The 22,290-nt window shown below is 68.0% G+C and carries 21 protein-coding genes and 1 other annotated feature; of the genes, 10 read left to right on the top strand and 11 right to left on the bottom strand.

The window, feature by feature from the left end:
- The first annotated feature begins 2 nt into the window (after nt 1–2).
- The 5 genes from D5S08_RS05080 (at nt 3) to D5S08_RS05100 (ending at nt 3,864) form a co-directional block, all read left to right on the top strand.
- Complete coding sequence (locus D5S08_RS05080; protein ID WP_121116133.1) at nt 3–311, top strand: J domain-containing protein; 309 nt, start codon at nt 3–5, stop codon at nt 309–311.
- Nucleotides 308–1,711: a phosphoglucomutase/phosphomannomutase PgmG gene (gene pgmG / locus D5S08_RS05085; protein WP_121116135.1), complete on the top strand. Its 1,404-nt coding sequence runs from the start codon at nt 308–310 to the stop codon at nt 1,709–1,711. Before D5S08_RS05080 ends, pgmG begins: the two co-directional genes overlap by 4 nt.
- Nucleotides 1,711–2,523 carry a DUF2059 domain-containing protein gene (locus D5S08_RS05090; protein ID WP_121116137.1) on the top strand — a complete coding sequence of 271 codons (813 nt, stop codon included), beginning with the start codon at nt 1,711–1,713 and terminating at the stop codon, nt 2,521–2,523. Before pgmG ends, D5S08_RS05090 begins: the two co-directional genes overlap by 1 nt.
- A gap of 67 nt (nt 2,524–2,590) precedes the next feature.
- Nucleotides 2,591–3,283 (top strand): guanitoxin biosynthesis heme-dependent pre-guanitoxin N-hydroxylase GntA, encoded by a 693-nt coding sequence (gene gntA / locus D5S08_RS05095; protein WP_121116139.1) that lies wholly within the window; start codon nt 2,591–2,593, stop codon nt 3,281–3,283.
- Nucleotides 3,280–3,864 (top strand): DUF1989 domain-containing protein, encoded by a 585-nt coding sequence (locus D5S08_RS05100; protein ID WP_175578871.1) that lies wholly within the window; start codon nt 3,280–3,282, stop codon nt 3,862–3,864. The genes gntA and D5S08_RS05100 overlap by 4 nt, the downstream gene beginning before the upstream one ends.
- A 9-nt stretch (nt 3,865–3,873) precedes the next feature.
- Here D5S08_RS05100 and D5S08_RS05105 read toward each other — a convergent pair whose 3' ends face one another.
- Together D5S08_RS05105 and D5S08_RS05110 are read right to left on the bottom strand one after the other, a co-directional pair.
- Entirely contained in the window at nt 3,874–5,349 is a 1,476-nt protein-coding gene (locus tag D5S08_RS05105; RefSeq protein WP_121116143.1) for a diguanylate cyclase domain-containing protein, read from the bottom strand.
- Nucleotides 5,350–5,478: 129 nt separating this feature from the next.
- Complete coding sequence (locus tag D5S08_RS05110; RefSeq protein WP_121116145.1) at nt 5,479–6,360, bottom strand: BON domain-containing protein; 882 nt, start codon at nt 6,358–6,360, stop codon at nt 5,479–5,481.
- A gap of 220 nt (nt 6,361–6,580) precedes the next feature.
- Here D5S08_RS05110 and D5S08_RS05115 point away from each other — a divergent pair, with 220 nt between their 5' ends.
- Entirely contained in the window at nt 6,581–9,019 is a 2,439-nt protein-coding gene (locus D5S08_RS05115) for a ligase-associated DNA damage response DEXH box helicase (protein WP_121116147.1), read from the top strand.
- A 51-nt stretch (nt 9,020–9,070) separates the two neighbouring features.
- Here the strand turns inward: D5S08_RS05115 and D5S08_RS05120 are convergent, their stop codons facing one another.
- The 3 genes from D5S08_RS05120 to D5S08_RS05130 all read right to left on the bottom strand — a co-directional run bounded on the left by D5S08_RS05120 (nt 9,071) and on the right by D5S08_RS05130 (nt 12,732).
- A complete protein-coding gene (locus tag D5S08_RS05120; protein WP_121116149.1) occupies nt 9,071–10,960 on the bottom strand; it encodes a M1 family metallopeptidase in 1,890 nt (629 codons plus the stop codon).
- A gap of 97 nt (nt 10,961–11,057) precedes the next feature.
- Nucleotides 11,058–11,858 carry a DUF4336 domain-containing protein gene (locus tag D5S08_RS05125; protein ID WP_121116151.1) on the bottom strand — a complete coding sequence of 267 codons (801 nt, stop codon included), beginning with the start codon at nt 11,856–11,858 and terminating at the stop codon, nt 11,058–11,060.
- A 10-nt stretch (nt 11,859–11,868) separates the two neighbouring features.
- A complete protein-coding gene (locus tag D5S08_RS05130) occupies nt 11,869–12,732 on the bottom strand; it encodes an SDR family oxidoreductase (protein WP_121116290.1) in 864 nt (287 codons plus the stop codon).
- 173 nt (nt 12,733–12,905) lie between these two features.
- On the opposite strand from D5S08_RS05130, the gene D5S08_RS05135 reads away from it, so the two are divergent.
- Together D5S08_RS05135 and D5S08_RS05140 are read left to right on the top strand one after the other, a co-directional pair.
- The gene (locus D5S08_RS05135; protein ID WP_121116153.1) at nt 12,906–13,637 is read left to right on the top strand and encodes a glutathione S-transferase; all 732 of its coding nucleotides are present in this window, start codon (nt 12,906–12,908) and stop codon (nt 13,635–13,637) included.
- A gap of 63 nt (nt 13,638–13,700) precedes the next feature.
- Nucleotides 13,701–13,756 (top strand) — a sequence feature (sul1 is cis-regulatory element that is thought to sense ions involved in sulfur or methionine metabolism; They are found in Alphaproteobacteria).
- Nucleotides 13,757–13,822: 66 nt separating this feature from the next.
- Entirely contained in the window at nt 13,823–15,310 is a 1,488-nt protein-coding gene (locus tag D5S08_RS05140) for a SulP family inorganic anion transporter (RefSeq protein WP_121116155.1), read from the top strand.
- A gap of 26 nt (nt 15,311–15,336) precedes the next feature.
- On the opposite strand, the gene D5S08_RS05145 is transcribed toward D5S08_RS05140, so the two are convergent.
- From D5S08_RS05145 to D5S08_RS05165, 5 genes are all read right to left on the bottom strand, one after another.
- Complete coding sequence (locus tag D5S08_RS05145) at nt 15,337–16,269, bottom strand: DMT family transporter (RefSeq protein WP_121116292.1); 933 nt, start codon at nt 16,267–16,269, stop codon at nt 15,337–15,339.
- 135 nt (nt 16,270–16,404) lie between these two features.
- Entirely contained in the window at nt 16,405–16,836 is a 432-nt protein-coding gene (locus tag D5S08_RS05150) for an ExbD/TolR family protein (protein ID WP_121116157.1), read from the bottom strand.
- 26 nt (nt 16,837–16,862) lie between these two features.
- Nucleotides 16,863–17,402: an ExbD/TolR family protein gene (locus tag D5S08_RS05155; protein ID WP_175578872.1), complete on the bottom strand. Its 540-nt coding sequence runs from the start codon at nt 17,400–17,402 to the stop codon at nt 16,863–16,865.
- Between the two features lie 95 nt (nt 17,403–17,497).
- The gene (locus tag D5S08_RS05160; RefSeq protein WP_121116160.1) at nt 17,498–18,319 is read right to left on the bottom strand and encodes a MotA/TolQ/ExbB proton channel family protein; all 822 of its coding nucleotides are present in this window, start codon (nt 18,317–18,319) and stop codon (nt 17,498–17,500) included.
- Nucleotides 18,320–18,357: 38 nt separating this feature from the next.
- Nucleotides 18,358–19,044: an energy transducer TonB gene (locus D5S08_RS05165; protein WP_121116162.1), complete on the bottom strand. Its 687-nt coding sequence runs from the start codon at nt 19,042–19,044 to the stop codon at nt 18,358–18,360.
- Nucleotides 19,045–19,464: 420 nt separating this feature from the next.
- On the opposite strand from D5S08_RS05165, the gene D5S08_RS05170 reads away from it, so the two are divergent.
- Nucleotides 19,465–20,361, top strand: coding sequence for a hypothetical protein (locus tag D5S08_RS05170; protein ID WP_241557239.1), 897 nt, complete (start codon nt 19,465–19,467; stop codon nt 20,359–20,361).
- Between the two features lie 109 nt (nt 20,362–20,470).
- On the top strand, nt 20,471–21,784 hold the full coding sequence (locus D5S08_RS05175) for a homoserine dehydrogenase (protein WP_121116164.1): 1,314 nt from the start codon (nt 20,471–20,473) through the stop codon (nt 21,782–21,784).
- Nucleotides 21,785–21,787: 3 nt separating this feature from the next.
- Here D5S08_RS05175 and D5S08_RS05180 read toward each other — a convergent pair whose 3' ends face one another.
- On the bottom strand, nt 21,788–22,249 hold the full coding sequence (locus tag D5S08_RS05180) for a hypothetical protein (protein WP_121116166.1): 462 nt from the start codon (nt 22,247–22,249) through the stop codon (nt 21,788–21,790).
- Between the last annotated feature and the right edge of the window lie 41 nt (nt 22,250–22,290).

Here is a 22,290-nt window from a genome sequence, read left to right on the forward strand (position 1 = left end):
GCATGGCAAAATTCCTGATCATCGCCCTGCTGGCCGTGCTGGTGTGGTGGATGGTCACCGGTCGCTGGCCCTGGCAGGCCAAGCCGACCCGCCTGCAGCGGCAGACCGATCGTGCGCGCAAGCTGCTGTCCGTGCCCGCCGGCGCCACCCGGCCTGACATCCACGCCGCGCATCGCCGGCTGATCGCCACCGTCCACCCGGACCGGGGCGGCAGTACCGCCATGGTGCACCGCGCCAACGAGGCGCGCGACCTGCTGATCGCGCAACTGCCCGTCGAACATCAGATTCCATCGTCCAAGGAGGACCAATGAGCCACCAGTTCCACCCAACCGTGCTGCGCGAATACGACATTCGCGGGATCATCGGCGAAACGCTGGGGGCGGAGGATGCCCGCGCCATCGGCCGCGGCTTCGGCACGCTGCTGCGCCGCGCCGGCGGCAAGCTGGTGGCGGTCGGCTATGACGGCCGCGTCAGCAGCCCGATGCTGGAACATGCGCTGGTCGAAGGCCTGACCGCCAGCGGCTGCGACGTACGCAAGATCGGCATGGGGGCGACGCCCATGCTGTATTATGCCGAGGCGTCAGACGAACAGGTTGATGGCGGCATTCAGATAACCGGCAGCCACAATCCCGCCAATTATAACGGCTTCAAGATGGTATTTCAGGGGCGTCCGTTCTTTGGCGCCGACATCCAGACGCTGGGCCGGATGGCGGCGGAAGGTGATTGGGACGACGGAACGGGCGAAGTGCACGCGCTGGATGTCATGGACGCTTACATAGAGCGCCTGCTGACCGGTCTGGAAGGTGTGGACCCGGAAGAGCTCGGCAAGCTGCGGATCGGCTGGGACGCGGGCAACGGCGCCGCCGGCCCCGCGCTGGAGCTGCTCGCCGCCCGTCTGCCGGGGGAGCATCATCTGCTGTTCACCGAAGTTGATGGCAATTTCCCCAATCATCATCCCGATCCCACTGTCCCGGAAAACCTTAAGGATCTGCAAAGGCTGGTCGCGGAGAAGAACCTCCATTTCGGTGTGGCTTTCGACGGGGACGGCGACCGGATCGGCGCGATCGACGGCGAAGGGCGCATCATCTGGGGCGATCAGCTGCTGATGATCTATGCCGAGGACCTGCTGCAGCGGCAGCCGGGCGTGACGATCATCGCCGACGTGAAGGCCAGCCGCGCGCTGTTCGATCAGGTGGCGGCACATGGCGGCAAGCCGCTGATGTGGAAGACGGGCCACAGCCTGATTAAGTCCAAAATGAAGGAAACGGGCTCTCCGCTGGCCGGCGAGATGAGCGGGCACGTGTTCTTCGCTGACACCTATTACGGGTATGACGATGCGCTGTATGCCGGCATCCGCCTGATCGCCGCCTGCGCCCGGCTGGGCAAGTCGGTGACGGAGCTGAGGAGCGCCATGCCGGCGATGCTCAACACGCCGGAGATGCGCTTCCAGGTCGACGAAAGCCGAAAGTTCGCCGCGATCGACGAGGTGAAGGACCGGCTGTCGAAGACCGATGCGGACGTCAACGACACCGATGGCGTGCGCGTGACCAGCGACGATGGCTGGTGGCTGCTGCGCGCCAGCAACACGCAGGACGTGCTGGTCGCCCGCGCCGAAAGCTACACCCAGGAAGGTCTGGACCGGCTGATGGGCCAGATCGACGAGCAACTCGCGGCATCCGGTCTGGAGCGCGGCGAACAGGCGGCACACTGATGCTGCGGCGCCTTCTGTTCGCAGTGGGCGCCATCGCCCTCCTGCCCGCCACCCCGGTGGCGGCGCAGGAGGCGCAAGCGACCGACGAGGGCATCCGCGGCTTCGCGCAGGCGCTGTTCCCGCCGGATCCGCTGACGCCGGAACAGGAGGCACGCATGCCGGCGGCAAGCGTCCTGGCGCAGCAGATCGTGGTGCCGGGCAGCTATGCCAGCCTGATGGCGAAGCTGGCTGGAACGACCTACCGGCCGATGCTGGGACTGCTCGGCCTGGGCAAGATCGACACCCTCTTCGTGGTCAACCAGCTCGGCTTGTCGGTGGAGCAATGGCAGGCGGTGCCCGAACCCAGCCAGGCCGAACTGGCACGCCTGTTCGACTCGGCATACGATCAACGCACCCCTGTCTCCATGGCCGTGGCCACAGATGCCCTGGAGCAGGTCTTTGCCGCAATGGAGCCATCCATGCGTCAGGCCGTGGCCGAGGCCCATGCCCGCCGCTTCACGCAGTCCGAGCTGGAGGAGATGGCAGCCTTCTTCGCCACACCCGTCGGCAAGGCCTATGCAGGCCAGTGGCTTGCGCTGAGTGCCGATCCGCAGATCATGTCTGCCGGCATGGAGGTGACGCCGCGCATGATCCAGGCGATGCCTGACATACAGCAGCGCATGAAGCTTGCTCAGGCGGCCCTGGGCGAACGGCGAAGCTACGCCGACTTTTCGGCTGCGGAACGGAACCGGGCGGCGCAACTTGTCGGCCTGGATCGCGCCACGCTGGACCAGACCGTTGCCGATGCCACGGAGAAATCCCCCCGGAACTAACATCCATTAACCCCGGAACACCTCTCGACGCCCATCCGTTGGCCGCCCGAAGGATACCGGGGCACCCATGCTGATCGCTGATGATATCGCCGACTTGCGGCGAGAGGAACTGTTCGCGCAGATCGCGGAAGCGGGCTTTCCCTGCGTGGGGGCCAAGTCGGCGCTTGCCCGCGGCACGCTGAAGGTGATCGTCGGCCATTCGCTGGAAAGCGCGTGGGACGACGTCAAGATCCACTCCGAACTGCTGGAATGGGCCAAGGGCTGGCGCGCCGACCCGGAAGGGCTGCGCTCGCTGGCGGTGGTCTATGACACGCCAACCGACCTGACGGAGGAGCAGTTCGAGGCGCTGCTGTGGGAGCGGCTGCAATCGCTGGCCGACAAGGACCAGTGGCGTGGGCAACCTTATGACCAGCGCGTCAGCTCCGACCCGACCGACCCGCATTTCTCGCTCAGCTTCGGTGGGGAGGCGTTCTTCGTGGTCGGCCTGCATCCCGGCGCCAGCCGCCCGGCGCGCCGGTTCCGCCACCCCACGCTGGTGTTCAACCTGCATGAACAGTTCGAACATCTGCGCGATGCCGGCCGGTACGAGAAGATGCGCAAGACCATCCTGCAGCGCGACGTGGCGCTGGCCGGATCGGTCAATCCGATGCTGTCCCGCTATGGTGAGACGAGCGAGGCGCGGCAATATTCCGGCCGGCAGGTTGGCGAGGACTGGACCTGCCCGTTCCATGACAAGCGCAGCGAATCGGCCCCGGAATGAGCCTGCACGTCATCCCGCCACGCAGCGGGGCCGCCTTCACCTTGCGCGCAGGGCAGCTGTTGAAGGTGATCGATCCGATGGGGGTGCAGGTGTCCGACCTGCTGGCCTTCAGCGCCGCCGACACAAGGGAGGTGATCAGCAATGGGCGCACCTTCGATTACGAGGAGACCATCGCGCTCACCACCGGCAACCGGCTGTGGTCCAACCGGTCCAACGTGCTGCTGGAGATCGTGGAGGACAGCGTCGGCCGGCATGATTTCCTGCTGACCCCGTGCAGCGAGGCGACCTTTCGCCACTTCTATCCGGACCATCCGGTGCATCGCGGCTGCTTCGGCAATCTGGCGGAGGCGCTGGCGCCCTATGGCGTGGAGCCGGATGCGATCCCCACCGCCTTCAACCTGTTCATGAACGTGCCGGTGGCGCCTGACGGCACGCTGCAGGTCGATCCCCCGGTGTCGGCGCCCGGCGACTTCATCACGCTGCGCGCAGCCATGGATTGCGTGATCGGGCTGACGGCCTGTTCGGCCTATGCCTCCAATGGCGGCAGCTTCAAGCCGATCCATTACCAGCTGCTGGACTAGGGCCGGCCCCTAGCTGGCGATCAGTGCGCCTTCCTGGCCGGCGATCGCCGCAGTACCGCGGATCGCGTTCTTGGCCTGGTACAGCGCCTGGTCCGCACGGCTCATCAAGGTGGCCCGGTCCATGCAGTCGGGTGCCAGCCAGGCCGCGCCCAGCGTGCCCGACACGGCGATGGGCGCCTTCGCCCCGGGGCATTCCACATCCTGCCGCAGCGTGGCCAGCAGGCGGCGCATCGTGCCCGGCAGGTCGGCCAGCAGGTCCGGTTCCGTCAGCAGCAGCACGAATTCGTCGCCCCCCATCCGCCCCGCAAAGGACCCGGCCAGCCAGGATGCGCGCAGCGCCTGCCCCGCCCGGCGCAGCACCTCATCCCCCATTGCATGGCCGCACTGGTCGTTCACCGCCTTGAAGTGGTCCAGATCGATCAGCACCAGCACCAGCGGCGCGCCGTCCGCCTGACAGCGGGCGATGGTCTGGTCCAGATGCGCGTTGCAGCGCTTGCGCGATCCTAGCCGGGTCAGTTCATCGACGTCGGCCGCCTCGCGCAGCGCGGTCTCCAGTTCGTGCCGCTCGGTGATGTCCTGGAACACGCCGAACACGGCCACGGCCTGGCCATCCTGCAGTTCCATCTCGCCCAGCGATCGCACCCGTCGCTCTTGCAGCATGGCGGTCACCATCGTCACTTCCACATCGAAGCCCCGGCCGGTGCGGACGGTCTGGTCCACCGCATCCTGCAACCGCTGGCGATCTTCCGGTGGGAAGAAGTCATAGGCTTCCTCCACGGCGATGGCGCTGCCGGGCGGCAGTTCGAAGATGGAATAAAGCTGGGGAGACCATTCGACGCGTTCGTCGGCCACCGTGAACCGCCATGATCCGATCTGCGCCAGGCGTTCGGCCTGCTGCAATTGCCGGTGCAGCCGCTCCTTCTCGGCCAGCGCCTGCCCGTACTGCTCCGCCACATGGCGCGCGCGCGCTTCGGCGAGACGTGCCGCCAGCAGGGTTTCCAGGACCTGGCCCAGCGTTTCCAGCACCTGCAGGTCCTGCGACGTCGCCTGCCGCGCCTGATTGTCGATGGCGCACAACGTGCCGATCGGCACCGGCGGGCGATCCGGCCGGGTCTCTATCCGCAGCGGTACGCCGGCATAGAAGCGGATATTGGGATCGCCTTTCACCAGCGGATTGTCGCGGAATTGCGGGTCGGCCTGCGCATCGGGCACGATCAACGGGCGGTTGAGCCGCACGGGAACGCGGCAGAAGGACTGTTCCAGCGGTGTCTCGGACACTTGCAGGCCGTACCGGGCCTTGAACCATTGCCGCTGCGCATCGATCAGTGACACCAGCGCGATCGGACAGCCGAGCAGTTCGGCCGCAAGCTGCGCTATCAGGTCGAATTCGCGATCCGGCGGGCTGTCGAGAATCTCGAGCATCCCCAGCGCCTGAACGCGATCTTCCGCACGCGGATCGATCCTGGTGTTGTCTGTCAGCATCATGGTCAGGCGATTAGCACAAGTGCATGAACGGCTGCACCCTCGAGGACTATCCCCGACGGTCTGCCAGCATACGAAAAGGGGCCCGCCGTCAGGCGAGCCCCCTTGTGCAGGCCGTGATCGGCCGTGCCGTCAGGTCAGGGAGCTATCCGTCCCGCTGCGGCCGAGGGAGGAGGTCCGGCCGCCGTCGCGAGCCGTGTCGCTGCTGTCCTTGATGCGCAGATTGTTCTGCACATGCTTCACGCCGGACAGGTCGTGCGTCAGGTCTTCCGCGTGGCGCTTCTGCTGGCGGCTGGTCACCGTGCCATCCAGCGTCACCTCGCCATCCTGCACCGTCACCTGGATCTGCCGCCCGTCCACGTCACGATCATGGGTGATCGTGTCGCACACATCCTCCAGGATGCGCTGGTCGGACCGGGTGTAGTTTGCCGGGCCGGAGCCGCGGTGATCCTGCTCGCGCCGGCGGGCGGCGTCGTCATCGCCGAACCAGCTGGCGACCGTGTCCCCCGCCTTGTCGAAGAAGCCGCGTTCATCGTCGCGCCCGGACCCGTAGCGGTCGCGCGACGGCGCCGCGCCAAAGCTGCCCGCACCGGAACTGGCGCCGTAGGGTCCGTAATTGCCATAGCTGGTGCCCGGTGCCCGGTTCTGGCGCGGGGCGGAGAAATCGTGGCCGCCGAAATCGTTGCTCGTGAAGCTGTCGAAGCCGCGCTGTTCGCCATTGGTCGGCCGGCTGGCGCCATAGCCGCCGCGCGAACGGCCGTCCTCCGACGTGTCATAGCCACGCGACTGTCCGCCGCCGAAGCTGCGGCTCTGGCTGCCGCCATAGCCCTGGCCGCCACGGCCGCCGCTGCGATCATACCGTCCGCGCCCGCCGAAATCGTCATTGTTCCACCCGCTCTCGCCCATCTGACCGTAGGAGCGGTTCTCGTCGCCATAGGAGTAGTCGCGGTCGCTGAACTGTTCGTTCTGGCGGTTGTCGTAGCGGTCATTGCGACCATTCTGATTGCGGTTCATGCGTTCTCTCCAGCTTTGTCGCTGCCAACAACAATCGGGTATCGGCTGGGGCAGCCCTGCAGCGCCGATCCCGCCCGGCCACGCCTGGTGCGGCCGGGGTATGGCAAGAGAACGGTTCGCCGGCGGCAATGGTTGCAACCGTTCGGCGCACAGCCTTCGCAACTGGGCGCACTGGCAGGCGCGGCTTGGCCCGGCGGGGTGGAGCCGCCATATGTCAAAGATGCCCGCCGCCACCTTGCCGCCCGAGATCACCAGCTGGTTCGCGCAGCGCGACTGGCGCGTGCGGCGGCACCAGCAGGAGATGTTCGATGCCGCGCAAGGCGGCGACCATGCGCTGCTGGTGGCCGACACCGGCGCGGGCAAGACGCTGGCGGGGTTCCTGCCCACGCTGGCGGCCTTCTGCCCGTCGCGCGGTGCCGTGCCGGACGGGTTGCACACGCTGTACGTCTCCCCCCTGAAGGCGTTGGCGCATGATGTGCAGCGCAACCTGATGACGCCCGTGGCCGAGATGGGCCTGAAGCTGACGGTGGAGACGCGCAGCGGAGATACCCCGTCCGACCGCAAGAAGCGGCAGCGCAGCCGGCCGCCCAACGTGCTGCTGACCACGCCCGAAAGCCTCAGCCTGCTGCTGTCCTATTCCGACAGTTTCGAGCTGTTTGCCGGGCTGAAGCGCATCGTGATCGACGAGGTGCACGCCTTCGCCACCGACAAGCGCGGCGACCTGCTGGCGCTGGCGCTGTCCCGGTTGCAGGAAATCGCGCCCGGCCTGCAGCGTGCGGCCCTGTCCGCCACCCTGGCCGATCCCGAGGCATTCCGCGGCTGGCTGGCGCCGTGGGGCGAGGTCGACCGGGTCCGGCTGGTGCAGGGAGAGGCCGGCGCCCCGGCGGAGGTGGAGATCCTGCTGCCGCAGGATGCGCGCGTGCCGTGGGGCGGCCATGCGGCGATCTGGGCGATCCCGCAGCTGTACGAACGCATCCGCGCCAACCGCACCACGCTGATCTTCGCCAACACGCGCTTCCTGGCGGAATATATCTTCCAGCATCTGTGGGACGCGAACGAGGACACGCTGCCCATCGGCATCCATCACGGATCGCTGAGCAAGGAAGCGCGCCGCAAGGTGGAAGGCGCGATGGCGGAGGGGCGGCTGCGGGCGCTGGTCTGTACTGCCAGCCTGGATCTGGGCGTGGACTGGGGCGACATCGACTGCGTGGTGCAGATGGGCGCGCCCAAGGGATCGAGCCGGCTGCTGCAGCGGATCGGCCGCGCCAATCACCGGCTGGACCAGTCCTCCCGCGCGCTGCTGGTGCCGGGCAACCGCTTCGAGTTCCTGGAGGCAACCGCCGCCAAGGAGGCCGTCGATCAGGGGCAGCGCGATGGCGAGGACTTCCGCCCCGGCGCGCTGGACGTGCTGGCGCAGCATGTGATGGCCTGCGCCTGCGCCGCCCCGTTCGATGGTGCGGCGCTGCTGGCGGAGATCCGCTCCACGCTCTCCTACGCCTGGGTGGACGAGGCGGTGTGGGACCGCGTGCTCGCCTATGTCTCCACCGGCGGATATGCGCTGAAGGCCTATGACAAGTTTCGCCGGATCACGCAGGAGGCGGACGGCAGCTGGCGGCTGACGCACCCGGAACAGGCCGCACGCCACCGGCTGAATGCCGGCATCATCGTCGATTCGCAGATGCTGGAGGTCCGCTTCGGCAGCAAGAACCGGCCCGGCCGATCGCTGGGCCGGGTGGAGGAACGCTTCGCCGCCGCGCTGCGCCCGGGCGATACCTTCCAGTTCGCCGGGGTGAATGTGGAAGTGGTGCAGGTGCACGACATGGAACTGCTGGTGCGCGCCAGCACCAAGGCGGCCATGATCCCCTCATACGGGGGCTTGCGCCTGCCGCTGACCACCCATCTGGCGGACCGTGTGCGCGAGCTGCTGGTCGATCGCGCTGGCTGGGCCCGCTTCCCCGACGATGTGCGCGAGTGGCTGGAGGTGCAGGACTGGCGCAGCGAGATGCCTGGGCCGGACAGCCTGCTGGTGGAAAGCTTCCCCCATGCGAAGCGCGAATACACCGTCTACTATACCTTCATCGGCTGGAACGCGAACCAGTCGCTCGGCATGCTGATCACCAAGCGGATGGAGGAGCGCGGGCTGATGCCCGGCGGCTTCGTCGCCAATGACTACTCGCTGGCGGTGTGGGGCTACAAGCCGGTGGACGATCCCGCGCCGCTGCTGTCGCCCGACATCCTGACGCATGAATTCGTGGACTGGGTGACGCAATCGCACCTGCTGCGCCGCGCCTTTCGCGAGGTGGCGGTGATCGGCGGGCTGGTGGAGCGGCAGCAGCCCGGCACCCGCAAGAGCGGGCGGCAGGTGACCTTCTCCACCGACCTGATCTACGACGTGCTGCGCAAATACGAGCCCGACCACCTGCTGATCGAGGCCGCCTGGGCCGATGCTCGTGCGCGGATGACCGATGTGGGGCGGCTGGGCGACCTGCTGGACAGCGCCGCGGCGCAGCTCAACCATGTCCGGCTGGACCGGGTCAGCCCGCTGGCCGTGCCGGTGATGGTGATGATCGGGCGCGAGGCGCTGCCGCAGGGATCGTCTGACGACGACCTGCTGCTGGAGGCGGAGAGCCTGGCGGGCGAGGCGATGCGCGGGGATTGAGAGGCGGCGCTTGTCCACCCCATGCTGCGCATGGGGAGGACAGAGATCTCCTCAGCCGGTCACGCCCAGCAGCCGGTCGACCTTGCCGCGCGTGAAGGAATGGTAGGTCGGACGCGTCCGGTCGTAGATGCGGCGGGCGATCGGCTGACCCCACTCGCCCTGTTCCGTCAGGGTCCTGAACAGCGGCTCCACGAACTTGTTGCGACCGACACTGGCCAGGAACGCCTCCGCCTGCGGCACCACCGGCTGGTAGCGGTTGCGCAAACCGGCTTGCAGCCACAGGAACTTCACCTCGGTATTGCCGGTGGCGGACAGGTTCAGCGTGCGGTCCAGCCGGGCCAGCTCCTCTGCGGAGATCGTCTGCGGCAGGGTCTGCAGGAAGCGCATCTGTTCGGCCGCCGACCAGCCGGTCCACGCCTGCGCATCCAGCGTGCGATCCGCGCCATAGGCCCGCGCCGCCGCATCCACCGCGGCGAAAGCCTGATCATCCGCGCGCGCGACATTGGCGGGAATGCCGGTGCCATAGACCCACTGGTCCAGCATCAGCCGCTGTTCCAGTGCCGCGTCACCGCCGATCAGGTTCTCGCGCAGGTCAGCAAGGAACATGGCGGAGGTGGCGGGCTGGAACGCGTGCCGGTCGAACCAGCTGCGCAGCCACGGATCGAAGCGGTCCCGGCCGACGATGCTTTCGGCGGTGTGCAGGAACAGCGCGCCCTTGTCGTAAGTGATGGTCGAATTGTAATCGAGCGGATCGAGCCCGTCGGGCGTGCGCAGCGCGGTGCCGGGTGCATTGGCGCCCAGTTCCTCCACCGCTTCCACCACGCCGGCATAGCTCAGCGCGCGTTCCTGCCCGGCGCGGGTGTCGCCGAACACCACTTCCGAAATGCGATTTTCCAGATAGGAGGTCACGCCTTCGTTCAGCCAGCCATCGCGCCAGCTGGCATAGGTGACCAGATTGCCCGACCAGCTATGCGCCAGCTCATGCGCCACCAGCCCGGTCAGCGACCGGTCGCCGGCGATGAAGGTGGGGGTGAGGAAGGTCATCACCGGGTTCTCCATCCCCCCATACGGGAAGGAGGGCGGCAGCACGATCATGTCGTAGCGGCCCCAGCGATAGTCGCCATACAGCCCCTCGGCCGCATCGATCATCGCTTCGGTGTCCACCAGCTCGGCCGCGGCGCGGTCCAGCGTCGCCGGCTCCGCCCACACGCCGGAACGGGGGCCAAGCGGGCGGAAGTCGATGTCGCCGGCGGCCACCGCGATCAGATAGGGCGCGACCGGCTGGTCCATGGTGAAGGTGAAGGCGCGGCGGCCGCCACCCACATCCTGCGCATCGCCCTGCCGGATGCCCGACATCACCACGTCCAGCGTCGCCGGCGCGGTGACCCGCGCGTGCCAGGTCTGGCGGATGCCGGGGCTGTCCTGCGTGGGGATCCAGGTGCGGTTGTTGATCGCCTGCCCCTGGCTGAACATGAAGGGGTGCTCGCCGCCAGCGGTCTGCTGCGGCGCCAGCCATTGCAGCGCGTCCGCCCCGGCGCCGGACGTGTAGTTGACCGTGATCTGCCGGGCATCGCCGATCCGCACCGTTACCGGCTCCCCCTTGCCGGCGATGGTCTCCCCCACGGTGAAGGGGATCTGGCTGCCACCGGGCGCGGTGATCCCGCTGATCTGCAGGCCCCTGGAGTCGAGGATGATCTCCTGCGCACCGGACGCAGCGGCGATGTCGAGCGTGGCGGTGCCGCCCACCGTCTGTGCCCGGAAATCGAGCGCGAGGTCGAGGTCGACATGGGTGACCCGCGCGATTTCAGGCCGGGCGAAAGTATATTCGTCACGCGCCTCCGCCGTGGTCAGGACCGGCGAGATCATGCGGTCGGCCTGTTCTCCGCCCACGGTGGTGCAGGCGGCAGTAAGGCATAGGGCAGCAGGGGCCAGCAGGCGCATCGAGATCTCCGGGGGAAAGAAAGGCGTGTTGCCCGCACGTTAGGCGCGGGCAAGCAGGCTTGTCCACTTTCCGGCCGGCCGGGACAGGGCCGGTCCGTTACACCCAGGCGAATGCGTCGCGCAGGCGGGCCGCGCCGTCCGTGGCGAACCAGGCGCCGTGGGCGAACACCACCTTGTCCGGCGCCAGTTCGACCATCGTGCGGATGTCTGACCGGGCCTGCTCCCCGCCGGCCAGCAGCGCGGCACGCACATGCAGCGCGGGACGGCCGACATTCCCGCGTACCAGCCGGGCCGCCAGCGCGGTGACCGGCGGCAGCCTTGCCGGTTCCAGGTTCTCCACCAGATCGGTCAGCACCAGCGTCCGGCTGGGTTCGTGCAGCAGCCACGCCTCGGCCAGGCCCAGGCCGCGGACCAGCCCCTGCCGGATGGTGCCGGACCATTCCGGCGGCGCCGTCTCGCCCAGATCACGGTCGAGGCGCAGGCCGGACTTCTTCACCTGCGCCCGGTCACGCAGGCCCGGCACGGCCCAGGTGACCGCCTGGGGAAAGGCCTGCTGCCAGCCTGCCATGAACTGCCAGTGCGCGGTGGTCGGCGCCACCATGTGGCTGATCGGCCCCAATTCGGTGATCGCCTGTGCCAGGGCCGGCGAATGCCGGATGGGGGAGTGCAGCAGCAGCGATCCGTTGCCCAGCCGGATCACGGTCATCCGCACCGGCATGGTCAGCCCCATGGCATGGATCGGCGCGCCATCGACGATCCAGATGCCCTCTGCGACAGGCTTCGGCTTGTCGATCGGGAGGTAGGCACTTGGCCCGGCTGGCTGCCGGCGGGCGGCCCAGACCTTGGCGGCGATCGCGGCAACAGCCAGCGAACCGGCGATCTTCAGATTGCGGGACATGCTGTTCCCCTCAGATGATGGGCTTGCCGCCGGTGACGGCGATCGTCGCGCCCGAGATGTAGCTCGCTTCGTCGCTGGCCAGCATCACGTATGGCGGCGCCAGCTCGCTTGGCTGGGCCGGGCGGCCCAGGGGATAGCTCTTGCCGAACTCCTTCACCTCCTCGGGCGGCATGGTGGCGGGGATCAGCGGGGTCCAGACCGGCCCCGGCGCGACGCAGTTCACGCGGATGCCCTTGTCCGCCAGCAATTGCGCCAGCCCGCCGGTGAAGTTCTGGATCGCGCCCTTGGTGGTGGCATAGGGCAGCAGCGTCTGCTTGGGCATGTCGGCATTCACCGACGTCGTGTTGATGATCGCGGCGCCCTCCCGCATGTGCGGCACGGCGGCCTTCGACAGGTAGAACATGGCATGGATGTTCGTGCGGAATGTCGCTTCCCACTCCTCGTCCGGAATGTCGCCGATATCCTCAAACGTCATCTGGTGCGCGGCGTTGTTGACCAGGATGTCGATCCTGCCGAACTCCGACACCGCCTTGTCCACGATGGCGCGGCAATGGTCGGCGGAGCCAATGTCGCCGGGCACCAGCACCGCCTTGCGCCCCGCCTGCTCGATCCATCGCGCGGTATCCTGCGCGTCCTCATCCTCGTTGAGGTAGGAGATCAGCACGTCCGCCCCCTCCCGCGCGAAGGCGATGGCGACCGCGCGGCCGATGCCGCTGTCGCCGCCGGTGATGACGGCCTTCTTGCCTTCCAGCCTGCCCGACCCACGATAGCTGTCCTCGCCATGATCGGGGCGCGGGTTCATCTTCGCGGTGGTGCCGGGCGTGTCCTGCTGCTGTTCGGGCAAGGGCGGCTGCGCGTTGTCGGGCGTGTCCATCACTTCCTCCTGCATTGTCGCGTGGGCGTATTCTCTCGACAGACAAGCTGGAGCGGCGGGGTTGGTTTCCCGAACGTTGAACGCGCCACAATCCGCCGACCACACCGGCAGGGAACTTCCCGGCAACCGCGCGGCTTCGATGTGCAAACCGTCGATGAAGCAGGAGGCCGATCATGGCGTATGAGTTGTGGTACTGGCCGGGCCTGCCCGGGCGTGGCGAGTTCGTCCGTGTGGCGCTGGAAGCTGCCGGGCAGCCCTATGCCGACAAGGGGTGCGAGGAGGGCGCGGAGGCGCTGATACAGGACCTGCAGGGGCGCAGCGGTATCCGGCCCTTCGCTCCGCCCTATCTGGTGGACAGCGACATGGCGGAAGGCGGCGGCACGCTGGTGGTGGGGCAGGTGGCCCACATCGTCACCTATCTGGGCCACAAGCACGGTTTCGCCGGCGACACCTTCCTGGTCCAGTTGCAGCTGACCCAGCTGCAGCTGGATATCTCGGACATGGTGGCGGAGGTGCACGCCACGCACCATCCGCTGGCCAACAGCCTGTATTACGATGACCAGAAGGAGGCGGCGGCGCGCCGGGCGCAGGAGTTCCGGGCCGAGCGCATTCCCAAGTTCCTCGACCATTTCGAAGCGGCGCTGGGCGCGACGGACGGGCCGTTTGTAGCGGGCGCGGGCTGGACGCATGTCGATACCAGCCTGTTCCAGCTGCTGGAGGGGCTCGACTACGCCTTTCCGCAGCGGATGGCGGCGGTGCGGAACAAGTATCCCGCCTTGCAGCGGATGCGTGATGCGGTGGCGCAGCTGCCGGGGGTGGCCGCCTATCTCGCATCCGGCCGGCGGCAGGCCTTCAACGAGGACGGCATCTTCCGCCATTACCCGGAACTGGACGCCGCGGAGTAGCGGCCGCCAGTTCGGTTGCATGTTGCGCCCGGCGGCACACCTCGTCTAAGGGGCCGGCAATCACATGGACCCGGTGCAACACCGGGTGGCTATTCCGGCCGCCGATCCGCCGGACAACATCGCACTGACAGACCGATGAAAAAGCCACGCCGCGAAGGCGTGGTGTGCCCGGTCATGGAACCGCAATGTCACTCCTTACACAATCCTACCGCCGTGAATGGTTCACGGACATGGCGGGCGCACGCCGTGACATCATGGCCGGCATCGTCGTCGCGCTAGCCCTGATCCCCGAAGCGATCGGCTTTTCCATCATCGCCGGGGTCGATCCACGGGTCGGCCTCTACGCCTCCGTCACCATCGCGATGGTGATCGCCTTCATCGGCGGGCGGCCCGGCATGGTCTCCGCCGCGACCGCAGCCGTCGCCGTGCTGGTGACGCCGCTGGTGCGCGATCATGGCGTCGAGTACCTGTTCGCCGCCACCATCCTGATGGGCCTGATCCAGATCGTGGCGGGAGCGGCGCGGTTGCATCTGCTGATGCAGTTCGTGTCGCGATCGGTCATCACCGGCTTCGTCAATGCGCTCGCGATCCTGGTGCTGCTGGCGCAGCTGCCGCAGCTGACCGGCGTCACCTGGCACACCTATGCACTGGTCGCCGGCGGGCTGGTGATCATCTACCTGCTGCCGCGCATCACCACGGCCGTGCCATCGACCCTGGTGGCGGTCGTGGTGCTGAGCGTTCTGGCCATCACGCTGGACCTGCCGGTCACTAGGGTAGGCGACATGGGCCTGCTGCCCGACGGTTTGCCCACATGGACGCTGCCGCAGGTGCCGCTGACATGGGAGACGCTGCGCATCATCGCCCCGTACTCGCTGGCGATGGCGGCGGTCGGGCTGCTGGAGTCGCTGCTCACGGCGCAGATCCTGGACGACATGACCGATACCGACAGCGACAAGCAGCGCGAATGCGCCGGGCAGGGCGGAGCCAACATCGTGACCGCGTTGCTGGGCGGGATGGGCGGTTGCGCGGTGATCGGGCAGTCGATTATCAACGTCACCAGCGGCGGCCGCGGGCGACTGTCGACCTTCGCCAGCGGGGCGTTCCTGCTGTTCCTGCTGACCGTGTTGGGCGAGGTGGTCGGACAGGTGCCGATGGCGGCGCTGGTCGCGGTGATGATCATGGTGTCGATCGGCGCCTTCAGCTGGAACTCCATCCCGAACCTGCGCCGGCATCCGGCGACCTCCTCCATCGTCATGCTGACGACCGTGGCGGTGGTGCTGGCGACGCGCGACCTGTCGCTGGGCGTGCTGGCCGGCGTGCTGCTGTCGGGCATCTTCTTCGCCGGCAAGGTGCAGCGGATGTTCGGGGTGGAGCGCGACAGCACCGCTGACGGCGTCACTTACCGCGTGACGGGGCAGATCTTCTTCGCCTCTGTCGACCGCTTCACCCGCGCCTTCGGGACGGAGGGCGCAGTGCCCGTGACCATCGACGTCGCGGCCGCGCATTTCTGGGACATCTCGGCCGTCGGCGCGCTGGACAAGATCGTCGCTCGGCTGCGGCGGGACGGGGCGCAGGTGCAGGTCATCGGCTACAACCGGGCCAGCGCCGATATCGTGGACCGCTTCGCCCTGCACGATCGCACCGGCGTGGAACTGGGCGCGACGCCGCACTGAGGCGAGGCGACCGGGCGCGGGCCTTTTTAGCGTGCGCCGGGTCGCAGGCGCTGCCACGCCCGGCGCGGCAGGCGCCCGTCGATCGCCGCCAGGCCGCCGGCCAGGAAGGCGAGGCCGGCGGCATGCCGGGGCTGCAGCACCTCGCCCAGGAACAGCGCCCCCAGCGCGATGGCGGTGACGGGGATCAGGAAGGTGACCAGCAGCAGATTGGTCGCCCCCGCCGTCGCCAGCAGGCGGTAATAGATCACGAAGGCCAGCGCGGTGGACAGCAGCACCAGCCCGGCCAGCGCGCCCCAGACGGCGGGCGAGGGCATCGGAAGGCGCCAGGGCGTGTCCACCAGCATAACCGGCAGCAGCAGCACCAGGGTGGAACAGGCGAGCTGGCCGCAGGCGGCGGAGATGGGCGCCACGCCCAGCACCTTCATCTGCCGGCCATAGATGCCGGACAGCGCGTAGCACAGGGTTGCCAGCAGGCAGGCGCCCTGCGCCAGCACCGCGCCGCCCATGCCTGCCAGCGCATCGCCGCCGATCATCAGCACCACGCCGGCAAAGCCCAGCGCCACGCCGGCGAGCCTGCCCGGGGTCGCCTTCTCGTCAACGGTGAACAGATGCGCCGCCACCACGCCCCAGAGCGGAGTGGTGGCGTTGAGGATGGAGGCGAGCCCGCTGGCGATCTGCGTCTGGCTCCAGGTCAGCAGGGTAAACGGCACCACATTGTTCAGCAGTGCGATCGCGGCCAGCGTGCGCCACACGCGCCAGCCCCGCGGCACCGCACCGCCGGTGAGGCGCAGCACCGCGAACAGCACGCAACTGCCCAGCAATACGCGCGCCAGGACCAGCGTCAGCGGCGGCAGACCGGCGAGCGCCACCCCGATGAAGAAGAACGATCCGCCCCACAGCACGGACAGGACCAGCAGCAGCCCCCATTCGCGCGGACCCATGGTGCGGTTGATCGGCATGATGGCGGTCCTGGGCTGCGCGAGATCGGGCTGGGTGCGGGCGGATGCCACGGTGAATGGCGGGCACAAAAAAAGGGGCGGTGTGACCCGCCCCTTCATCGCGACCCGTCAGGGCCGCATCCGCATCGCCAAGGCTTACTGCTTGTCGAAGGTGCGGAACTGTTCGTTGCCCACGAAGCCGAACTTGCTGACGCCCGAACCCTTGATGATGTTCAGGACCTTGGCCGACTGGTCATAGCTGGCCAGGGCTTCCGGCTGGAACTGCAGTTCCGGCTCGACCGCGAAGTTGAGCGTTTCCTGCAGGTTGGCGACCAGCTGGTTCTCGTTGATGAGCTCGCCGTTCCAGATGATCTCGCCCGGCTGGGTCAGCACGATCTTGTTGGTCACCGGATCGACATTGTCGGTGGGAGAATCGCTGGGCACCGGCAGGTCGATATCGACCGAGTGGGTGGCCACCGGAATGGTGATGATGAACATGATGAGGAGCACGAGCAGGACGTCGATCAACGGCGTCGTGTTCATTTCCATCATCGGGGAGCCGTCGTCCTTGCCGCCGGACATCGCCATGGTGTGTTACTCCTTGCTGCGCCCGATCAACCGTTCGGATCGACCGGGTTGGAAATGAAGCCCACGGTCGGGTAGCCGGCCGCCTGCACGTTGTAGATCGCGCCCGCAACGCAGCGCCACGGGGCATCCTTGTCGCCGCGGATATGCACCTGCGGGATCAGGTCGGGATCGTTCCGCAGGGCTTCCGGACCGCCGGCGCGCTGCACGATGGCGTCCAGCTTCCCGAAGGCCTGATCGTACAGTTCTTCCGAATCCACCAGCGTGGTGTTGTTCACGTAGACGCGGCATTCGCCTTCACGGATCGCGCCGGTGAAGCCGCTGCGCTGCGTGCCGGCGGTGCGACCCGCGGCGTCGGTGGTGGTCACCGTCAGCAGCAGGTTTTCCACCTTGTCCTTGGATTCGGTCGATTCGATGATCGGCACTTCCAGCTGTTCGACCGTCTGGATGGCGACGGGGACGGCGATAAGGAAGATGATCAGGAGAACCAGCATCACGTCCACCAGGGGCGTGGTGTTGATTTCCGACATCGACGTCGAGCCGCCGCCTCCACCTGATGAAATTGCCATCTGTCTGTTCCTGTCTGGTATTTAGGACTTCCCGGCGGGACGGGCGGCCCGCATGCCGTTGCCCGTCCCGCTCAGGTCGTTCGATGAACCGCGTGTCAGACCTTCGGCGCGGCCGTCGTCGTCGTCGCGGTGGTCGGCTTGGTGGCGGTGGAGGACACCGGAGCCGTCTTGGTGGCAGCAGCCGGAGCAGCAGCCTTGGTGTTGCCGACCAGCGCCGGCTTCACCGCGCCGCGCGAGGTGATGTTGGCCAGGATGTCGGTCGAGAAGCCGCTCAGCATCTCGGCGATGCGCTTGTTGCGCGCCTGCAGCCAGTTGTAGGCGAGCACGGCCGGCACGGCGACCAGCAGGCCGATGGCGGTCATGATCAGCGCTTCACCGACCGGGCCAGCGACCTTGTCGATGGAGGCCGAACCGGCGAGGCCGATGTTGATCAGCGCGCGGTAGATGCCGATCACGGTGCCCAGCAGGCCGACGAACGGCGAGGTGGCGCCCACGGTGGCGAGGAACGGCAGGCCGCCTGCCAGCCTGGAGTTGATGGCCGCTTCCGAACGGGCCAGCGAACCGTGCATCCAGTCATGCGCTTCCAGCGAGTCGGTCATCTTGCTGTGCTGCACCTCGGCGGCCAGCGCATCGTCGACGACCTGGCGCCATGCGCTGTTCTTCTCGAGCTTGCTGGCGCCTTCCGACAGGCTGTTGGCGCGCCAGAAGGTGGAGCGAACCGTCTTGTACTGGCTCATGATCTTGTTCTGCTCGAGCAGCTTGGTGATCAGGATGTAGAACGAGCCGACGGACATGATGACCAGCACGGTCAGAATGCTCCAGGCGATCACGCCGCCCTGTTCCATGGCTTCGAGGAAGCCGAACTGGTTGGCCGGAGCCCCTTCGCCGCCGGCGGCGGCCAGAATGTCGATAAGCATGCGGGTGGTCCTTTGTCTCTAAGAACTGAACAGGTAAACTATCGGTCGAGCTGGTAGACGATGGTCGTCGACGCGCTGCCGGTGGTCGGGTTACCGGCATCGTCAAGCGCCGGGTTGTATCGCGCATAACGCGTCATGCCTTCGCAGCCGGCCTCGTCCAGGACGGACGAACCGCTGGAATTGGTGACGGTGCAGGCGGTGACCCGGCCGTTGGCGCCGATCTGGACGCGAACGCCCACGCGGCCTTCGATCTCGTCACGAATGGCCCGCGACGGATAGTTTTCCTGGATCCGGGCAGCCCAGCGACCCTGGCCGTCGGGCGTTGCGCCCCGGGCACGGGACGGTGCAGCCGGCGGAGCCGGAGGTGTCGGCGGCCCTGGCGGGGCCGCAGGCGGCACGATCCGGGTAGGCGGAGCCGGCGGCGGGATGATCGTCGACGTGTTGATCGGCGGCGGCGCAGGCGCAATGTTCACCGGCGGTGCCGGGGCGACCGGCGGCGGCGACGTGACCGGTACCGGTTCGTCTGGCGGCGGTGGCGGTGGCTCTTCCTCCGGCGGTGGCGGCGGTTCCTCGATATCCACTGTCGTCACGCGCTCAACCACCGACTTGACCGCCGAATAGGCAAGGCCGGTAATGAGGGCATATCCGATGGCCAGGTGGATAAGGACAACGATGACAATCGCAACCATGCGACTGCCGCTCATCTGTTGGTCAGCGTAAGCCATCCAGTCCCTTCACTCCGTTTCAATCAATTCCACGCCAAAGGCGCGGAACGGTTCGGCTCATAGATGCCGCCGGGGACTTTGGGTCACCCGACGCCGGCAACGGTTGGTTATGGATTCGCATCCTGCCAGCCGCAGCGAAGCTTTGTCCAGCACGAAGGTACGCCCGGCCAGAACCGGTGCGTTTGACAAACCCCCGAAGGACATCAGGAACCCTAGTTTTTTATGCTGTTTGGGCCCCTGCGATCAGGTCTTAACCAGCACTTCAGGCTTGAGCAAACGCTTTTGGCGGTTCAACCCCGATTCATCGCTGGAAAGCTGCGATGCGGACCGATACTTTGCTGACAAAGCATGATTGCTGGGAAAAGAGGTTTGGCAATGCAGAAATTTGCCCGCGCGACTGCGCTTCGTAATTTACCGTCGGTGGCCGCCGCGCTGCTGGCGCTGTCGGCCACGGCTGGAGGGCCGGTGCTGGCGCAGGATTCCGGCGCGCCGGCCGCCGCCGCGCGCGCCGCGCAGGGGAGCAACATGCCCCAGAATGGCACCGCTACCACCCTGCCATCCGGGCCTGCCGGACGGCTGACCTATGCCGATGTCGCCGGGCTGGTGGAAGCCGCCCGGATCGTGGCGGTGGTCGAGGTGCGGCGACAGGCCGAGGTCGGTCGCGCCCGTGCCCCCGGCCTCGCCCCCGGGCAGACGCGCCTGTATCTGGAAGCGGACACGCAGGCACTGCTGGCAGCCCCCGTGCCGGTGGGGGAGGAACTGAGCTTCCTGGCCGACATGCCGCTGACCGAGAAGGGGCGCGCGCCCAAGCTGCGCCGGCAGCGCTTCGTGATCTTCGCCGATGCGGTGCCCGGCCGCGCTGGGCAGCTGCAGCTGGTGAAGCCCGATGCCATGATCCCGGCCGACCCGGCCTTCGAGGCGCGGCTGCGCAATGTGATCGGGCAGTTCTCCGGCGGGGACGTGCCGCCGCCGGTCACCGGCGTGCGCCACGTGCTCTACACCCCCGGCAACCTGGCGGGCGAATCGGAGACGCAGATGTTCGTGGAGACCAAAACCGGCCTGCCCGCCTCCATCTCCGTGGTACGCCGGCCCAACATGGCCCCGCAATGGGGCGTGTCGTGGAGCGAGATCATCGACCAGTCGGCCACCGCGCCGGCGCCGGACACCCCCGGCTGGCTGCGGCTGGCCTGCGGATTGCCGCGCGAACTGCCCAACGATGCCTTCCTGACGCCGCCGGGCAGCGACCGGCAGCGGGCGCGGGCCGATTACCAGGTGGTGCTGGACGCGCTGGGCCCCTGCACCCGCACCCGCAGCTAGGGGCAGCGCGCGCGGCACCCGGCGACTAGCCAACCGTGCGCGCCTGCCCTAACCGGGCCGGCCGCAGCGCCATGGGGGGCGGCTGCGCACAGGGGACAAGGGACAGATCATGGCCGCAGCACCGCTTCGCATCGCACTCGCTGGCCTCGGCACGGTGGGCGGCGGCGTGATCCGCCTGCTGACCGCCAATGGCGCGCTGATCGCCCGGCGCGCGGGCCGGCCGATCGAGATCGTCGCGGTGTCCGCGCGGGACCGGGCGCGCGACCGGGGCGTGGACCTGTCCGTCTACCAGTGGGAAGATGATCTGGCGCTGCTGGCCAACCGTCCGGATGTGGACGTGGTAGTGGAACTGATCGGCGGCAGCGATGGGCCGGCGCTGGCGCTGGCGCGCCGCACGCTGGGCCTGGGCAAGGGGCTGGTCACCGCCAACAAGGCGATGATCGCGCATCACGGCATGGAGCTGGCCGGCGTGGCGGAAGGCGCGAACGAAGGGCGCGGCGCCCCGCTGAAGTTCGAGGCCGCGGTGGCCGGCGGCATTCCGGTGATCAAGGGCCTGCGCGAAGGCGCGGCCGCCAATGCGCTGACCCGCATCTACGGCATCCTGAACGGCACCTGCAATTACATCCTGTCCACCATGGAGGATACCGGCCGCGACTTCGGCGACGTGCTGAAGGAAGCGCAGGCGCTGGGCTATGCCGAGGCGGACCCGGCCTTCGACATCGAAGGTACCGATGCCGCGCACAAGTTGGCGATCCTGGCCGCCATCGGCTTCGGCGCGGGCGTGGCGTTCGACCAGGTGGAGGTGGCGGGCATCACCCGCATCCGCGCGGCCGACATCGCCCGGGCGGATGCGCTGGGCTATGTTATCCGGCTGATCGGCATGGCGGAGTGCGAGGAGGGCGGCACGCGCCTGTTCCAGCGGGTGCAGCCGTGCCTGGTGCCGCGCAGCCACCCGCTGGCCGCTGTGGACGGGGCCACCAATGCGGTGGTGGCGGAAGGCAATTTCAGCGGCCGGCTGCTGTTCCAGGGCGCGGGCGCGGGCGAAGGCCCCACCGCCAGCGCGGTGGTGGCGGACCTGATCGACATCGCCCGCGGTGATACCGGCCCGCCCTTCAGCGTGCCGGTGGCTGAACTGGAGCCGCTCGCCGCCGCCGACGGCGCCACCCGCACCAGCCGCGCCTATCTGCGCTTCATCGTGGCGGACCGGCCGGGCGTGCTGGCGGAGATCACCGCCGCAATGCGCGATGCGGGCGTGTCCATCGAAAGCCTGATCCAGCAGGGACAGGCGGATGAAGGGGGCGAGGTGCTGGTGGCGATGGTCACGCATGAAGGGCCGGAACGCGGCGTGGCCCACGCGCTGGAACTGCTGCGCGAATCGCCCAGCCTGGCCCGCCCGCCGCTGGTGCTGCGCCTGCTCGACTAGGGCCTAGTTGCCCGCATAGCGGGCCGCATCCGATCCGGGCGGCGCCTCCGGTATCGCCTTCAGGTCGATCAGCAGCGCCGGTTCCCCCGGGCAGGGCGGGATGAAGCAGCCGCGCATGACCACATTGGTCGATGGGCCGTCGAAATCGGGCGCGCTGGGGATCGGGTCGGGCGGCATCGTCCCGTTGGCGATCGCCTGTTCCGTGGGGGACAGGCCCATGCCGGTCCATTCCTCCAACTGGCGGCAGACCACGATCACATCGCCGCTGCTTTCGGGGCAGGGTTCGGGCCGGGGTTGCCGGACCGTGTAGCGGGCGGCGGCATTGGCCAGGGCCTGTTCGGCCGTCAGCTGCGGCGCGGGGGCGTCCTGCGCCCATCCCGTGACGGGCAGGGCGAGCAGCAGCAGGGCAATCGGCATCATCCGCATCGGCCATGTTCCCTTGCCCGCCTGCCTGTCCGCCTTCATCGCGCTGTCCCACAGGCAGCGCAAGCCATGCTCGACAAGTG

It is taken from the genome of Croceibacterium ferulae (genome assembly GCF_003660445.1).
Classification (GTDB): Bacteria; Pseudomonadota; Alphaproteobacteria; order Sphingomonadales; family Sphingomonadaceae; genus Croceibacterium; species Croceibacterium ferulae.

What these genes read in the sequence shown, in the direction of transcription:
- D5S08_RS05080 (WP_121116133.1), top strand. Translation starts at nt 3, where the DNA reads ATGGCAAAATTCCTGATCATCGCCCTGCTGGCCGTGCTGGTGTGGTGG.
- pgmG (WP_121116135.1), top strand. Translation starts at nt 308, where the DNA reads ATGAGCCACCAGTTCCACCCAACCGTGCTGCGCGAATACGACATTCGC.
- D5S08_RS05090 (WP_121116137.1), top strand. Translation starts at nt 1,711, where the DNA reads ATGCTGCGGCGCCTTCTGTTCGCAGTGGGCGCCATCGCCCTCCTGCCC.
- gntA (WP_121116139.1), top strand. Translation starts at nt 2,591, where the DNA reads ATGCTGATCGCTGATGATATCGCCGACTTGCGGCGAGAGGAACTGTTC.
- D5S08_RS05100 (WP_175578871.1), top strand. Translation starts at nt 3,280, where the DNA reads ATGAGCCTGCACGTCATCCCGCCACGCAGCGGGGCCGCCTTCACCTTG.
- D5S08_RS05105 (WP_121116143.1), bottom strand. Translation starts at nt 5,349, where the DNA reads ATGATGCTGACAGACAACACCAGGATCGATCCGCGTGCGGAAGATCGC.
- D5S08_RS05110 (WP_121116145.1), bottom strand. Translation starts at nt 6,360, where the DNA reads ATGAACCGCAATCAGAATGGTCGCAATGACCGCTACGACAACCGCCAG.
- D5S08_RS05115 (WP_121116147.1), top strand. Translation starts at nt 6,581, where the DNA reads ATGCCCGCCGCCACCTTGCCGCCCGAGATCACCAGCTGGTTCGCGCAG.
- D5S08_RS05120 (WP_121116149.1), bottom strand. Translation starts at nt 10,960, where the DNA reads ATGCGCCTGCTGGCCCCTGCTGCCCTATGCCTTACTGCCGCCTGCACC.
- D5S08_RS05125 (WP_121116151.1), bottom strand. Translation starts at nt 11,858, where the DNA reads ATGTCCCGCAATCTGAAGATCGCCGGTTCGCTGGCTGTTGCCGCGATC.
- D5S08_RS05130 (WP_121116290.1), bottom strand. Translation starts at nt 12,732, where the DNA reads ATGGACACGCCCGACAACGCGCAGCCGCCCTTGCCCGAACAGCAGCAG.
- D5S08_RS05135 (WP_121116153.1), top strand. Translation starts at nt 12,906, where the DNA reads ATGGCGTATGAGTTGTGGTACTGGCCGGGCCTGCCCGGGCGTGGCGAG.
- D5S08_RS05140 (WP_121116155.1), top strand. Translation starts at nt 13,823, where the DNA reads ATGTCACTCCTTACACAATCCTACCGCCGTGAATGGTTCACGGACATG.
- D5S08_RS05145 (WP_121116292.1), bottom strand. Translation starts at nt 16,269, where the DNA reads ATGCCGATCAACCGCACCATGGGTCCGCGCGAATGGGGGCTGCTGCTG.
- D5S08_RS05150 (WP_121116157.1), bottom strand. Translation starts at nt 16,836, where the DNA reads ATGGCGATGTCCGGCGGCAAGGACGACGGCTCCCCGATGATGGAAATG.
- D5S08_RS05155 (WP_175578872.1), bottom strand. Translation starts at nt 17,402, where the DNA reads ATGGCAATTTCATCAGGTGGAGGCGGCGGCTCGACGTCGATGTCGGAA.
- D5S08_RS05160 (WP_121116160.1), bottom strand. Translation starts at nt 18,319, where the DNA reads ATGCTTATCGACATTCTGGCCGCCGCCGGCGGCGAAGGGGCTCCGGCC.
- D5S08_RS05165 (WP_121116162.1), bottom strand. Translation starts at nt 19,044, where the DNA reads ATGGCTTACGCTGACCAACAGATGAGCGGCAGTCGCATGGTTGCGATT.
- D5S08_RS05175 (WP_121116164.1), top strand. Translation starts at nt 20,471, where the DNA reads ATGGCCGCAGCACCGCTTCGCATCGCACTCGCTGGCCTCGGCACGGTG.
- D5S08_RS05180 (WP_121116166.1), bottom strand. Translation starts at nt 22,249, where the DNA reads ATGAAGGCGGACAGGCAGGCGGGCAAGGGAACATGGCCGATGCGGATG.